This window comes from Arthrobacter sp. AG367 (assembly GCF_007828995.1).
Classification (GTDB): Bacteria; Actinomycetota; Actinomycetes; order Actinomycetales; family Micrococcaceae; genus Arthrobacter.
This window is the reverse complement of the sequence record NZ_VIVE01000006.1, coordinates 204,741-218,365: the sequence shown is the minus strand read 5'-3', so window position 1 is coordinate 218,365 and position 13,625 is coordinate 204,741. Positions and strand designations below refer to the sequence as shown.

13 protein-coding genes are annotated in these 13,625 nt (G+C 67.0%); 5 read left to right on the top strand and 8 right to left on the bottom strand.

Going from position 1 to position 13,625, the window contains the following annotated elements; translation table 11 throughout:
• Positions 1-61 precede the first annotated feature (61 nt).
• On the top strand, positions 62-2,296 hold the full coding sequence (locus FB478_RS16135) for a S9 family peptidase (protein WP_144601110.1): 2,235 nt from the start codon (positions 62-64) through the stop codon (positions 2,294-2,296).
• 67 nt (positions 2,297-2,363) lie between these two features.
• Here FB478_RS16135 and FB478_RS16130 read toward each other — a convergent pair whose 3' ends face one another.
• The gene (locus FB478_RS16130) at positions 2,364-2,816 is read right to left on the bottom strand and encodes an SRPBCC family protein (protein WP_144601109.1); all 453 of its coding nucleotides are present in this window, start codon (positions 2,814-2,816) and stop codon (positions 2,364-2,366) included.
• 162 nt (positions 2,817-2,978) lie between these two features.
• Here FB478_RS16130 and FB478_RS16125 point away from each other — a divergent pair, with 162 nt between their 5' ends.
• Both FB478_RS16125 and FB478_RS16120 read left to right on the top strand, forming a co-directional pair.
• Positions 2,979-3,185 carry a DUF2945 domain-containing protein gene (locus FB478_RS16125; RefSeq protein ID WP_056392720.1) on the top strand — a complete coding sequence of 69 codons (207 nt, stop codon included), beginning with the start codon at positions 2,979-2,981 and terminating at the stop codon, positions 3,183-3,185.
• Positions 3,186-3,189: 4 nt separating this feature from the next.
• A complete protein-coding gene (locus FB478_RS16120) occupies positions 3,190-4,386 on the top strand; it encodes an NAD(P)/FAD-dependent oxidoreductase (RefSeq protein ID WP_144601108.1) in 1,197 nt (398 codons plus the stop codon).
• Here FB478_RS16120 and FB478_RS16115 read toward each other — a convergent pair.
• From FB478_RS16115 to FB478_RS16105, 3 genes are read right to left on the bottom strand one after another with little or no spacing between them, the layout of a single operon-like run.
• Complete coding sequence (locus FB478_RS16115; protein ID WP_056392717.1) at positions 4,383-4,949, bottom strand: GNAT family N-acetyltransferase; 567 nt, start codon at positions 4,947-4,949, stop codon at positions 4,383-4,385. The genes FB478_RS16120 and FB478_RS16115 overlap by 4 nt on opposite strands.
• Positions 4,950-4,954: 5 nt before the next feature.
• On the bottom strand, positions 4,955-6,115 hold the full coding sequence (locus FB478_RS16110) for an acetate kinase (RefSeq protein WP_144601107.1): 1,161 nt from the start codon (positions 6,113-6,115) through the stop codon (positions 4,955-4,957).
• Positions 6,116-6,170: 55 nt separating this feature from the next.
• Entirely contained in the window at positions 6,171-6,527 is a 357-nt protein-coding gene (locus FB478_RS16105; protein ID WP_235509835.1) for a VOC family protein, read from the bottom strand.
• A 111-nt stretch (positions 6,528-6,638) separates the two neighbouring features.
• On the opposite strand from FB478_RS16105, the gene FB478_RS16100 reads away from it, so the two are divergent.
• Entirely contained in the window at positions 6,639-6,929 is a 291-nt protein-coding gene (locus FB478_RS16100; protein ID WP_018768847.1) for a hypothetical protein, read from the top strand.
• 86 nt (positions 6,930-7,015) lie between these two features.
• On the opposite strand, the gene FB478_RS16095 is transcribed toward FB478_RS16100, so the two are convergent.
• The 4 genes from FB478_RS16095 to FB478_RS16080 form a co-directional block, all read right to left on the bottom strand.
• Positions 7,016-8,215, bottom strand: coding sequence for a fumarylacetoacetate hydrolase family protein (locus FB478_RS16095; RefSeq protein WP_056392711.1), 1,200 nt, complete (start codon positions 8,213-8,215; stop codon positions 7,016-7,018).
• Positions 8,212-9,741, bottom strand: coding sequence for an aldehyde dehydrogenase (NADP(+)) (locus tag FB478_RS16090; RefSeq protein WP_018768849.1), 1,530 nt, complete (start codon positions 9,739-9,741; stop codon positions 8,212-8,214). Before FB478_RS16090 ends, FB478_RS16095 begins: the two co-directional genes overlap by 4 nt.
• Positions 9,738-11,087: an L-fuconate dehydratase gene (locus tag FB478_RS16085; RefSeq protein ID WP_144601106.1), complete on the bottom strand. Its 1,350-nt coding sequence runs from the start codon at positions 11,085-11,087 to the stop codon at positions 9,738-9,740. Before FB478_RS16085 ends, FB478_RS16090 begins: the two co-directional genes overlap by 4 nt.
• A 172-nt stretch (positions 11,088-11,259) precedes the next feature.
• On the bottom strand, positions 11,260-11,985 hold the full coding sequence (locus tag FB478_RS16080) for a GntR family transcriptional regulator (RefSeq protein ID WP_043424825.1): 726 nt from the start codon (positions 11,983-11,985) through the stop codon (positions 11,260-11,262).
• Positions 11,986-12,255: 270 nt separating this feature from the next.
• Between FB478_RS16080 and FB478_RS16075 the strand changes: the two genes are divergently transcribed.
• Complete coding sequence (locus FB478_RS16075) at positions 12,256-13,587, top strand: MFS transporter (RefSeq protein WP_018768852.1); 1,332 nt, start codon at positions 12,256-12,258, stop codon at positions 13,585-13,587.
• Positions 13,588-13,625 lie beyond the last annotated feature (38 nt).

Below are 13,625 nucleotides of genomic sequence, written 5' to 3'. Positions count from 1 at the left end.
CCTTCTCCCCCGGTAGCGAACGGCCTGCCGACTTGTCCGGGCTGGTCTATATATTGAATCCATGACCTCCACCTCCCTGCAGGATTCCACCGGCACTGCCACCCCGGCGCCCCCGGTTGCCAAGAAGATCCCCACCGAACGCACCCACCACGGGGAGACGTTCGTGGACAACTACGAGTGGCTGCGGGACAAGGAATCGCCGGAGGTCGTGGAGCACCTGCGGGCCGAAAACGCGTACCAGGAAGCCGTCACCGCGCACCAGGAGCCGCTCCGCGAGGCCATCTTCCAGGAGATCAAGGGCCGCACCCAGGAAACAGACCTCTCCGTTCCACACCGCAAGGACGGCTGGTGGTACTTCAGCCGCTCCGCGGAGGGCAAGGAATACGGCATCCACTGCCGGGTCAAGGCGCAGGACACCGGAGACAAAGTGGCGGACTGGACTCCGCCCGCCGTGGAACCCGGCCTGCAGATCCCCGGCGAGGAAATCCTGATGGACGGCAACGTGGAAGCCGAAGGCAAGCCGTTCTTCTCCATAGGCGGCACCGCCGTCACGGTTGACGGCACCCTCTATGCCTACGCAGTGGACAACTCCGGAGACGAACGCTTCACCCTCCGGATCAAGGACCTCCGCACCGGTGAACTGCTGCCGGATTCCATCGAAAACATCTTCTACGGCGTGGCGTTCTCCCCGGACGGCACCCGCATCTTCTACACAGTGGTGGACGAGTCCTGGCGCCCGTATCAGGTGAAGGCGCACGTCCTGGGCACACCCGTGGCCGACGACGTTGTGGTGTACCAGGAGGACGACCCCGCCATGTGGCTGGGCTTCGAGCTCTCGGCGGACCGGCGCTACCTGGTGCTGGGCATTGGATGCTCGGAGTACAGCGAAACCCGGCTGCTCCGTTTCGACGACCCCACCGGGACCGTCAGCACGGTGATCTCGCGGGATGAACGCATCCTGTATGAGGCCGAGCCCTTCCTGCTCGACGGCCCCGACGGGAAAACCGAGAAAATCCTGCTCACGCACAACCACGGCGCCATCAACTCCATGGTCTCCCTGGCTGACGCGGAAGAACTCCACAAGCCGCTGGCAGAACAGACCTGGCAGACCGTCGTGGAACATTCCGGCGACGTCCGCGTCAACGGCGCCGGTGTCACCGCCACGCACCTGGTCGTGTCCATCCGCAAGGACACCATCGAGCGCGTCCAGGTGATGGGGCTGGCCGGGCTGGGCACGCCTGCGCAGCAGGCGCCGGTGGAGCCGGCGTTCGACGAGGAGCTGTACACGGCGGGGGTGGGCGGTTCGGACTACGAGGCACCCGTGATCCGGCTGGGCTACACGTCCTACTTCACGCCGTCCCGCATTTACGACTTCGTCCTGCCCACCCCGGAGCAGCCCACCGGCGAACTGCTGCTCCGCAAGGAGAGCCCCGTGCTGGGTGGCTATGACGGAAGCGATTACGTGGCCACCCGGGAATGGGCCACCGCAGGTGACGGCACGCGCATCCCGCTGTCGGTCCTGCGGCACAAGGCCGTCAAACAGGATTCGACGGCGGCCGGCCTGGTGTACGGGTACGGCTCCTACGAGATGAGCATGGACCCCGGCTTCGGAGTAGCACGGCTGTCCCTGCTGGACCGCGGTGTGGTGTTCGTGATCGCCCACATCCGCGGCGGCGGCGAGCTGGGCCGGCACTGGTACGAGGACGGCAAGAAGCTCACCAAGAAGAACACCTTCACCGACTTCGTGGACGCCACCGACTGGCTGGCGGACTCGGGCTGGGTGGATCCCTCCCGCATCGCCGCCCTGGGCGGTTCGGCCGGCGGACTCCTGATGGGTGCCGTGGCCAACATGGCACCGGAGAAGTACGCGGCCATCGTGGCGCAGGTGCCGTTCGTGGACCCGCTCACCAGCATCCTGGATCCGGACCTGCCGTTGTCCGCGCTGGAGTGGGAGGAGTGGGGCAATCCCATCACGGACCCGCTGGCCTACGCCTACATGAAGTCCTACTCCCCCTACGAAAACGTGCGGGCGGTGGCCTACCCCAAGATCGCCGCGGTGACGTCCTTCAACGACACCCGGGTCCTGTACGTGGAGCCGGCCAAGTGGGTGCAGGAACTGCGGAACAAGACCACGGGGTCCGAACCTATCGTGATGAAGATCGAGATGGACGGTGGCCACGGCGGCGCGTCCGGACGGTACGTGCAGTGGCGCGAGAGGGCCTGGGACTACGCCTTCATCGCCGATTCCCTGGGCGCAACAGAACTGCTGCCCGGAGCCGGCCTGAAGCAGGACTGAAACGTACGACGGCGGGCGCGTCCCGCCGTCGTACGCTTTCCTTCGCCCTCGGGGCAGCAGGCAGGGCTCAGGTTTGCGGGTGCTCCACCAGCCATTCGGCGAGTGTTTCAAGGTTGGCGCGGACGGTCCGTCCCTGGGCGCGCTCCACGAGAGGATCTGCGATCTTGCCGAAGATGCCGCCCAGGCCGGACTCGGCATCGATCCGCTGGGTGACGCGGGTGCCGCCATCAGCCGGTTCCAATGTGAACGTCACCGTGAAGTTCAGCTTTCCTTCAACGGAGCGGGACACCATCCGCCTGGGCGGATCGAACTCCACCACTTCGACGGTCCAGTCGAACCGCCGTCCCATCACTTTGCTTGTTCCCCTCCCCCGGGTTCCCTCCGCGACCGGACCGGTCCCCACCTGCTCAGAGGTGGTGACCGAGGAATCGTAGACGGCGATGTTGTCGAACTTCGACAGGAATTCGAAGACTTCCTGCGGCGGCCGGGCGATGACAACGGATTCTTCTACAACTGGCATCGGATCCTCCTGGACCAGCACCTGGTGCCGACGCGGTTCGGTTGGCAGGTAGGCGCAGCGCCAGCTTGGACCGGCTCCGCTTCCCTGTCAATGCGCCCATAAGCTAACCATGCTTACTATTGGGGGGCACTTGTTTTCCGCAGGGATCCCAGAGGAGCAGGCATGTCATTGAGCAAGGGAACGCACGTGGAGTGGAACACTTCGCAGGGCAAGACGCACGGGAAAATCGTCGAAAAAAAGACCAGCGACTTTGAACTCGACGGCAACACGCACCGCGCCAGTGAGGACGAACCTCAGTATGTGGTGGAGTCGGACAAGACGGGTGCGCGGGCGGCGCACAAGGCATCCGCGCTGACCGAGAAGAAGTAGCGCCGTGGCTGCCCAGCACGAGGTAGTCATCATCGGCGGCGGAAACGCCGGCATCTCCCTGGCGGCCCGGCTGCAGCGGTACGGGGTCAAGGACGTGGCTGTGATCGAGCCCAAGGACCATCACCTCTACCAGCCGCTCTTTTCGCATATCGCAGGAGGCCGCGCCCAGGCGCAGGAAGCCATCCGCTCGCAGGAATCCGTGACGCCCCAGGGCGTGACGTGGATCCATGACGCCGCCGCGGGCATTGACGCCGCCGCCAACACGGTCACCCTGGCGTCCGGTTCCACCGTGGCCTACGGGCAGCTGGTGGTGTGCCCCGGGCTGCAGTACGACTGGGACGCGGTACCGGGCCTGGCCGAGGCCGTGCACTCGCCCTCCGGCGCCTCCCACTACGAGTTCGAACTGGCGTCCAAGGCCTGGACGCTGCTCCGCAGCATGACGTCCGGCACCGCCGTTTTCACCATGCCGGCGGGCCCCATCAAGTGCGGCGGCGCTGCCCAGAAACCCATGTACCTGGCCTGCGACTACTGGCGGGAACAGGGCCTCCTGGACCGGATCCGCGTGGTGATGGTCCAGCCTTACCCCACCGTGTTCGGGGTTCCGGAGGTGGACCGCGAACTGGACCGCAAGATTGCGGAGTACGGCATCGAACTGCGGACCAACAGCGAATTGGTTGGCGTGGATGCTGCAGGCCAGACAGCCACCATCCGGGATCTTGCCGCCGGTACCGTGGAGGACCTGCACTACGACGTCCTCAACGCCGTCCCGCCGCAGTCGGCCCCGGACTGGCTCAAGGCCACGGACCTGCCGGCCGCCGGTGACACGGGCGGCTTCGTGGAGGTGGACCGGCAGACCCTTCGGCACCTCCGCTACCCCAATGTGTGGTCCCTGGGCGATGCCGCAGGCACCACTAACTCCAAATCCGGCGGGGCGCTGCGCAAGCAGACCAAAGTGGTGGCCAAGAACCTGGTGGCAGCCCGGAAAGGCAAGCGGCTGCCGGCGAAGTACAACGGCTACTCGGTGTGCCCGTTCACGGTGTCACGGGACACGGTGGTGTTCGCCGAGTTCGATGACCGTTACCGCCCCATGCCCACCCTTCCGCGGGTGCCCACCTGGAACGAAAGCAAGTTCTCATGGGTTGTGGACCGGGACCTGTTCCCGAAGATCTACTGGAACCTGATCCTCAAGGGCAGGGCCTAAAGCTCACCGCCGGAACCGATGCGCCATTCATCGGCCAGGATGGCATAGATGAGCTCAGTGGCCCACTGGCCCTTGTAATGCCACTTGTCGATGTGCCGCGCCTCCAGCCGCATGCCCAGCCGGCCGCACACTGACGCCGACGCCACATTGAGTTCATCCAGCCGGGCTTCAATCCGGTGCATGCCCAGTTCCCCGAAGCCCAGCTGGAGCATGGCCCGGGCGGCCTCCGTGCCGTAACCCTTACCGCGTGCTCCGGGCGCCAGTGTCCACCCGACTTCGCCCTGGCCGAGTCCCGGCAGCCATTTGAGCACCACCTCCCCCTGCAGCCCGGGCTCATTCGCTGCCTCGATGGCGAGGGCCACCCAGTCGCCCTCCTTCTCGAAGGCAAAGTTGGCGTACCGGCCCACCCGCTCCATCGACTGGGTGTAGCTCTTGGCCGGGCCGGGCAGGAACCGGGCGGTCTCCGGCAACGAGTGGTAGGCGTGGAAGGCCTCAAGGTCACCGCCGTCAAAACGGCGGAGTACCAGCCGTTCGGTGCGGATCGGCAGGGAAATGTCAGGCATGGGGCTTATCGGCCGGCGGAGACGACGGCGGCTGTTGCCTCTGCGATGGCGCGTTCCTCATCCGTGGGGACCACCAGGACGGGAATCGCGGACGAGGGCGTGGAAATGACGCGCGGTTCCTTGGACCGCTGGGAGTTCAGGCCGCCGTCGAGCTCGATGCCCAGGGCGCCCAGCCGGTCCGCCACCTGCGCCCGGAACTGGGAGGAGTTCTCGCCGATCCCCGCGGTGAACACCAGAGCCTTGGCCCCACCGACTGCCACATGGTAGCCGCCGATGTATTTGGCCAGCCGGTAGGATGCCACCGCGAGCGCCATCGTGGCTTTTTCGTTCCCGGACTCGGAGGCTTCCACTACCGAGCGCATGTCGTTGTTGCCGGCCAGGCCCTTCAGCCCCGATTCCCGGTTGAGCATGGTGTCGATGTCCTCGGGCGTCCAGCCGGCGCGGCCAAGGAACACCAGGATGGAAGGGTCAAGGTCGCCGGAGCGGGTGCCCATGACCAGGCCCTCCAGCGGGGTGAAGCCCATGGAGGTGTCCACCGACTTCCCGCCGCGGATGGCGGTCACGGAGGCACCGTTGCCCAGGTGCGCGATGACGCCGTCGAACTCCTCAGCGGGAAGGTCCAGCAGGGCGGCCGACCGGCGCGCCACGTACTCATGGGAGGTTCCATGGAAGCCGTAGCGGCGGATGCCGTGGTTGGTGTACAGCTCGTCCGGGACGGCGTAGCGCCACGCGTGCTCGGGCAGGGTGCGGTGGAAGGCGGTGTCGAACACGGCCACCTGCGGCATTTTGGGCCACTTTTTGGTGATGGCGCGGATGCCCAGCACGTTGGCGGGGTTGTGCAGCGGCGCCAGCGGGTTGAGGCGTTCGATGGCGCGGGTGATCTCGTTGTCCACCAGGACGGGTTCGGTGAACCGCTCGCCGCCGTGGACCACCCGGTGCCCCACCGCACCGAGCTCAAGGCCGCCCAGTTCCCGGTGGATGGCCGCGTCCACCTGCTCCAGCGCCTCCGCGTGGTCCCGCGGGCCCTCGATCTCGCCGTCCCCGCCGCCGCCGTTGCCCATGCCGATCTTCTCGATCAGCCCCTCGGTGAGGACCGTTCCGGCGGCCACGTCACGGACCTGGTACTTCAGGGAGGACGAACCGGAGTTGATGACGAGCACGAGCATGCGGGGCCTCCTCAGCCTGGCGTCTGCAGTTCAACCCCCACTATAGGTTGAGCCGCTATCGGTCGGTGAGCAGCAGCGTGTTGCCGTCCGGGTCCTGCGCCGTGAAGAAGAGGCATACCTCCGGAGACCCCTCGATGGCACTGACCGGAACACCGCTTTCCGCCAGCACGGCATGCGTTCCAGTCAGGTCGTCCACCATGAAATTGCAGGTTGCCCACGCCAGACCGGGGGCGGCCTTGATGCCGCTGTCCGGGCCCATCAGCGTGACGGATGCGGTTCCCGCAGCGGTGAGGACTGCTGAAAAGGTGTTCGCCTCCGCGACGCTGAGTCCAAGAAACCGGCGGTACCAGTCGGCCGCGGCGTGTGGGTTGCGGACAGGGATGAAGGCAGAGGTGATGGCTGTACCGGGCATGCCAGCGATGTTAGCCGAGGGGAACATCGGGTCGGGCCCTTCCTTGCGGATCAGGCCCCGCTGTGACTATGGTCGGCGGACAAGGCTGGACCACGCCGAGAGGACAATTCCATGACGAACGAGCCCAATTCGATCGACGAGAACGACCCCACCAACACGGGATCCAGCAGCACCGCCCCGCTCAACGCCGGAACGGGATCCGGCGGCAAGGGTGATCCCACGGGAGTGGAGGGCGCCAATCCGGCCCTGGACGACACGGGCAACCTCAAGGCCGCAGAAACCGGGGAAGCGCCGGAGGCGCCCGAGAACCGGGAGGACCTGGACCTCACCCCGCAGGGCCTCTCCGACGAGCCTGCCAAGGAAGAGGATCAGGAGAGCCTGGCCAAGCCGGACAACAGCTAAGCACCGCAGGCACCAAAGCACCCCATGAACAACGTACGACGTCGGCACTCACCAAAGTGCCGGCGTCGTACGTTGTTGCACCACAGCTAGGCCCGCGCCTCCTGCTGCTGCGCGGCCAGGTATGCGAACAGCCGGCGCAGGCCGAATGACCACTCCGGCAGTTCCTCACAGGGCCCCACCCGGTTGATCAGGGCACCCAGGTGCCGGCTGCGGATGGTCACCCGGTCACCGTGTTTGTGGGTGAAGCCCTGTCCGGGCACGTCGCGGTCCTGTGTGGGCGCAAACAGGGTCCCCGTGAACAGTGCGAATCCGTCCGGGTACTGATGGTGCTTCCCGTGCGTCGCCGCCACGAGCTCCTCGAAGGGCCGGCTGATCCGGGACACGCTGTTCCGGCCCTCCAGCAGGTAGCCGTCCGGGCCTTCGACGCGCAGCAGGATCTCCTCGCCGCGCAGCGTATCCAGGGTGAATTGGCCGTCGAACAGCCGGATCAGCGGTCCCAGCGCGCTGGAGGCGTTGTTGTCCTTGGCCTTGCCCAGCAGCAGCGCGCTCCTGCCCTCAACATCACGCAGGTTCACGTCGTTGCCGAGCGTCGCACCCACCACTGTGCCGCCGGAGGTGGCGATCAGGACCAGCTCCGGCTCCGGGTTGTTCCAGGACGAGAAGGCCGGGATGCCGATGCCCGCGCCCAGGCCTACCGAGGAGAGGACCGGGGCCTTGGTGAAGACTTCCGGGTCCGGACCGATCCCCACTTCCAGGTACTGCGACCACAGGCCTTCGGAGATCAGGACGCGTTTGGCTTCGGCGGCTTCCGGCGATCCCGGCCGCAGGGCGGAAATGCTTCCACCCAGGGCGCGGCCCACCAGTTCCCGGACCCCGGCCGCGCGTCCGGCGTCGCCGGCGCAGCGCTCCTCGATGACGCGCTCGATCATGCTGTCCACGAACGTGACGCCGCAGGCCTTGATGACCTGGAGGTCCACGGGGGCCAGCAACCGGGTCCGGGTGCTGTCACCCTCCAGGGACGCCTTGACGACGCCGGCCGTGTCCCAACGCGGTTCCGCCAGGCCGGGATCTGCCAGGGCTGAGCGGACGGCGGCAGCGGGATCGGGCAGCTCCAGGAGATCCGCGACCGTTCCGGCCAGGCGGTGCAGGTCAAAGACGCTGCCCCCGCTGACGGCCACAACGCGTGGTCCCCCGCTCTCCACATCCCAGACCCGCCCGATCAGCAGGGCCTGGTCCGCGTCCTCGGGGAGTATGGCGTGGACGTCTTCCGGGCCTGTGGCGTTCATTGCTTGTCCTCCTGGGTGGCCACAACCCCGGCTGCGGCGCCGGATGGGCGCTGCCAGACGCCATCCACCCTTTGCGGAACCTGCCAGGGATTGCTGTCCTGCAGGGGTTCGGGCAGCCGGTCCGCGGGAAAGTCCTGGTATGCCACCGGCCGCAGGAACCGGCGGACCGCCGCCGTGCCCACCGACGTGGTGGCCGAGGTGGTGGCGGGGTATGGCCCTCCGTGGTGCTGGGCGTAGCTGACGGTAACTCCCGTGGGCCAGCCATTCCACAGGACCCGGCCGCTGGTGTCCGCCAGCCGGGCAGCGAGCGCGGCGACGTCGTCGTCCGCTTCCGCCTGGAGCGTGGTGGTCAGCTGCCCTTCCAGCAGCCCGGCCAGGGCCGGCAACCCGGATTCGTCGTCGTACGCGACCACCAGGCTGGCCGGCCCGAACATCTCCTGGCGGAGCAGTTCCGGATTCTTCCGGACCTCGTCGGCAGTGGTGAGCAGGACGGTGGGGGCCGGCTCCTCGGCAAAGTCGCCTTCCACCAGGATGTCCACGCCGTCGGTGTCCCGGAGCCGGCTGACGGCATCGCTGTACCCGTCGTGCAGGCGGGGGCTGAGCAGCCGGGCGGGCGTGAAACCTGCCAGGGCCTGCGCCAGTTCGCGGCGAACGTCATCGGCCTGCCCCGCGGGGACGAACAGCAGCCCGGGCTTGGTGCAGAACTGGCCCATGCCCAGGGTGAACGAGGCAGCATAGCCGGCGAGGATGTCCGCCCGCCGCGCGGCCCAGGCCCTGCCCGTGACGAAGACGGCGTTGATGCCGCCCAGTTCACCGAAGAACGGAATGGGCTCCGGGCGGGCAGCGATGCGGTCGAGCAGGGCGCGGCCGCCCGCGGTGGAGCCGGTGAAACCGATGGCTTTCACCTGGGGGTGGTCCACCAGCGCCTCGCCTGCCTGCCGCCCGGTCACCATGGAGAACAGGCCCGACGGCGCACCTGCACCTTCCAGCGCATCGATCACGGTCCGCGCGGTCCGGGCCGCAAGCCCGGCGTGGGCGTCGTGGGCTTTGTGGACGACGGCGCAGCCGGCCGCCAGGGCCGACGCGCTGTCCCCGCCCATCACGCTGAACGCAAAGGGGAAGTTGGAGGCGCCGAAGACGCCCACGACGCCGAGCGGGACGTTGTAGCGCCGAAGGTCCGGGCGCGGGCCCATGGACCAGTTGGGGTCGGCGTGGTCGATGGTGGCGTCGAAGTGCTCCCCGAGGCGGATTTCCGCCGCGAAGAGCCGCAGCTGGAACACGGTGCGCTTCAGTTCCCCTTCCAGCCTGGCCGTCCCCAGGTGTGTTTCGGCCACGGCGGTCTGCACAAGTCCCGCAGCGTCCTGCTCCAGGCCGGCGGCAATGGCTTCAAGCCAGCCGGCGCGCCGGTGCGGGTCCGCCAAACGGGCCTGCTCGAAGGCACGGTGGGCGGCGCCGACGGCGGCGTCGAGCTCCCCTGCGGTGGTGGGTCCGGCGAGGACGGCCGTTGCGTGGGGAGCCGCGGTCATCGGCCGGCTCCTGCCGCCGCGGCCAGGGATCCGCCGGTGACGGCGGCCCGGTTGCCCACTTCCTGCCAGCCTGCGCCGTTGGGAAATTCCCAGCGGGCGCGGGAGGCGGTGAGCATCTCGGCGCCCGTGCCGGGCAGTGCCGGGGCGGCATAGCGGCCGTCGATGATCCGGACGGGTTCGGCAAAGTGCTCGTGCAGGTGGTCCACGAATTCGATCATGCGGTTTTCCTGGCTGCGGCCCACCGCGGCGTAGTCGAAGAAGGAGAAGTGCTGGACCAGTTCGCACAGGCCCACTCCCCCGGCGTGCGGGCAGACGGGGACCCCGAACTTGGCTGCCAGCAGCAGGATGGCGATGTTCTCGTTGACACCGGCCACACGGGTGGAGTCCAGCTGCAGGACGTCGATGGCGCCGGCCTGGAGGAGCTGCTTGAAGACGATCCGGCTCGCCACGGCCTCTCCGGTGGCCACCCGAACGGGGGTGACACCCTTGCGGATGTCGGCGTGGCCCAGGATGTCATCCGTGCTGGTGGGCTCTTCGATCCAGTAGGGGTTGAATTCGGCCAGCTGGTTGACCCACTCGATGGCCTCGGAGACTTCCCAGCGCTGGTTGGCGTCAATGGCGATGGGCAGGGCGCCCACCGCCTCACGGGCCAGGGCCATGCGCCTGCGGTCGTCGTTGATGTCGCCGCCCACCTTGAGCTTGATCATGGAGAAGCCTTCCGCGGCCGCCTCCTTGCTCAGCCGGACCAGTTTCTCGTCGCTGTAGCCCAGCCAGCCCGGGGAGGTGGTGTAGGCGGGGAACCCGTTGTTCCGGAGCGACTCGATGCGCTGGGCTTTGCCTTCCTGGCCGGCGCGGAGGATCTCCAGGGCTTCCTCGGGGCTGAGGGCGTCACGGATGTGGGTGAAGTCCACCACGCTGACCAGTTCCTCCGGTGTCATTTCGGCAAGGAGGAGCCACAACGGCTTGTTTTCACGGCGGGCACGGATGTCCCACAAAGCGCTGACCAGGGCGCCGCAGGCCATCTGGGTCACGCCCTTCTCGGGTCCCAGCCAGCGGAGCTGGGAGTCGTGGACCAGGAGCCTGGACGCGCCGCCCAGGTCATAAATCAGCTCGTCGATGTCGCGGCCCACCAGCAGGCGTGCGTAGGCGTCAATCGCGGACGTGAGGATTTCATTGCCGCGGCCGCAACTGAAGATGAAGCCGTGGCCCTCATCGCCCGCGTCGGTGCGGATGACAACGTAGGCGGCGGAGTAGTCAGGGTCGACGTTGACCGCATCGGAACCGTCAAGTTCGAGGGATGTGGGGAAACGTACGTCCTGGGTCTTGATGGACGTGATGGAAGGCATGGAACTCAACTTTCGGTTTACGACTGCTGGGAGGGGAAAGATTCGATTCCTATACGAATTTCTAAAATCATATAGGACATGTGATCCAGGTCAAGACCTGCCCGGCAGGCGTTCGCTTGCCCGGGCACACAAAAGCCCCGGCCCTGCGGGGCCGGGGCTGCGCCGCACTGGGCTAGCCGGTGATAATCCGCCTGCGCGGCGGGCCGCTGTCCTCCAGGGGGGCAAGTTCACCTTCGAAGGCCTGGGCAAACCTGTCGAAGGAGTTGCGGATATGGGTGGTCATGGCCGCCTCGGCCCGCTCCGGATCGCAGGCTTCGATCGCCTCACGCACGGCCGTATGCTCAGCCACCGTGATGGCGCCGTCCACATCTGCCGGGTAGAGCCGGAAGGTGTGCAGGTGGCAGTGCGTCTGGGCAAAGGCGTGCCGGACCACCGGATTTCCGGAGGCGGCCAGGATGGTGTCATGAAAGCGGGTGTCGTGCGCCACCAGATCCTGCCTCAGGTCCTTGCTGCGCTTCATGGTGCCCCGGAAGCCCGCCAGCTCCTTTTCCAGCGCGGCGGCCGGATTGGCAAGGCGGTCCACCGCCGCCGCCCGCGCCGCCCAGGGCTCCACCAGGAGCCTGAACTCGAACAGCGAGCGCAGTTCCGGCAGGTCCAGGAGCGGGGTGGTGCTGTAGCCGCGGCCGGGGTTGTACACCACCAGGTTGTCGCCCTCGAGCCGCTGGAGCACCTCACGGACCGGGGTCTGCGAGACGCCAAGGCTGCGGGCCACGGCATCAATGTTGATGCGGGTGCCCGGAGCAATCCCGCCGTCCAGGATGGAGGCGCGCATGGCCGTGTAGACGTCGGGAACGGCTGCTTTGCCGCGCGGAACTTCGGATGGTTGACGTGGGGGCACGCAATTACCTCTTGAACTGGAGTGGACCGGGTTGAACCGGGGCACCCGGTTGCACGGGCGCCGGTTGGAGTGAAGCTGCTGGGGGAATCATAAGCCACCCGCCGCCGGCAGCTTCTCCGCAGGCTTTCCAAAAGCAACACTTGATCTGGATCACAAAATCTATATGATTAACCCGATTCCTATATGATTTTGGCGCAGATATCTTCCGCGTCTCCCCCTCCCGCCCGTGCGCACCGCACCCGAAGCCATGTATATGTCGAAGGAGACCGCATGACTACGCTCGGAAGTAAAACAACCCTTGGCACTCCAGCCCGGCAGCCCCGCCTGATGACCCGCAAACGCTGGGTGATCATCTGGCTTGCCTTCATAGGCCTCAGCATCAACTACCTGGACCGTTCCAGCCTCAGCGTCGCACTGCCCTTCATGGGCAAGGACTTTGAACTCAGCGCCACCCAACAGGGCCTGATCTTTGCCGCCTTCTTTTGGGCCTACGACTTCTTCCAGCTCGCAGCGGGCTGGTACGTGGACAAGGTAGGCCCGCGCCGCTCGTTCTCATTGGCCGCCGTGTGGTGGTCCGTCTTCACCATGGTCACCGCCGCCGCATCCAGTTTCTGGTCCCTCTTCGCGGCGCGCTTCCTCCTCGGCGTGGGTGAAAGCCCGGCGCCCAGCACGGCCGCCAAGGTGGTGGCCACCTGGTTCCCGGTCCGCGAACGCGCCTTCGCCACCAGCATCTGGGACTCCGGCTCGCGCGTCGGGGCCGTCATCGCCCTGCCGATCGTCACCCTGATCGTCGCCTTCACCTCCTGGCACGCGGTGTTCATCATCATCGGTGTCCTTGGAATCATCTGGGCCGCCGTGTGGTGGAAGTACTACCGCGGCCCGGAGGAGCACGCCGGCGCCAACGCCGCCGAAGTCAGCTACATCCAGGACGGCGGCGCCCGCGGCGCGGCAAGCGACGACGAAAGCGCGGCCAAACTCCCCTGGCGTTCGCTCTTCAAGTACCGCACCATCCTGAGCATGATGTTCGGCTTCTTCTGCCTGAACAGCGCCATCTATTTCTTCATCACGTTCTTCCCCAGCTACCTGGTCAAGGAACGCGGCTTCGACCTCCTCAAGCTCGGCTTCTTCGGCGCCATCCCCGGCATCTGCGCCGTCCTGTTCGGCTGGCTGGGTGGCTACCTGGCCGACCGTGCCGTGCGCGCCGGGTCTCCGGTCAGCAAGGTCCGCAAAACGGCCATCGCCGGCGGCCTGGCAGGCGGCTCCGTCATCATGTTTGCCGCACTGGTTCCGGAAGCCTGGATGGCCCTTGCCCTCCTGTCCGTCGCCTACTCCAGCCTCACCGTGGCGGCAACCGGCATCTGGTCCCTGCCGGCGGACGTTGCCCCAAGTTCACGGCACGTCGGCTCCATCGGCGGCCTGCAGAACTTCGCCTCCAACCTGGCCGGCATCTTCACGCCGATCCTGATCGGCGTGCTGGTGGACCAGACCGGATCCTTCGTGGCGCCGCTGGCCGTCATCGGCGCGATCTCCCTCATTGGCGCAGCCAACTACCTGTTCGTCATTGGCAAGATCGAGCCGCTGAAGGTCAAGGCAGCCGCCTAGGCCTTCCCAGCCGCCAGGCAAAAGTACGACGCCGGCAC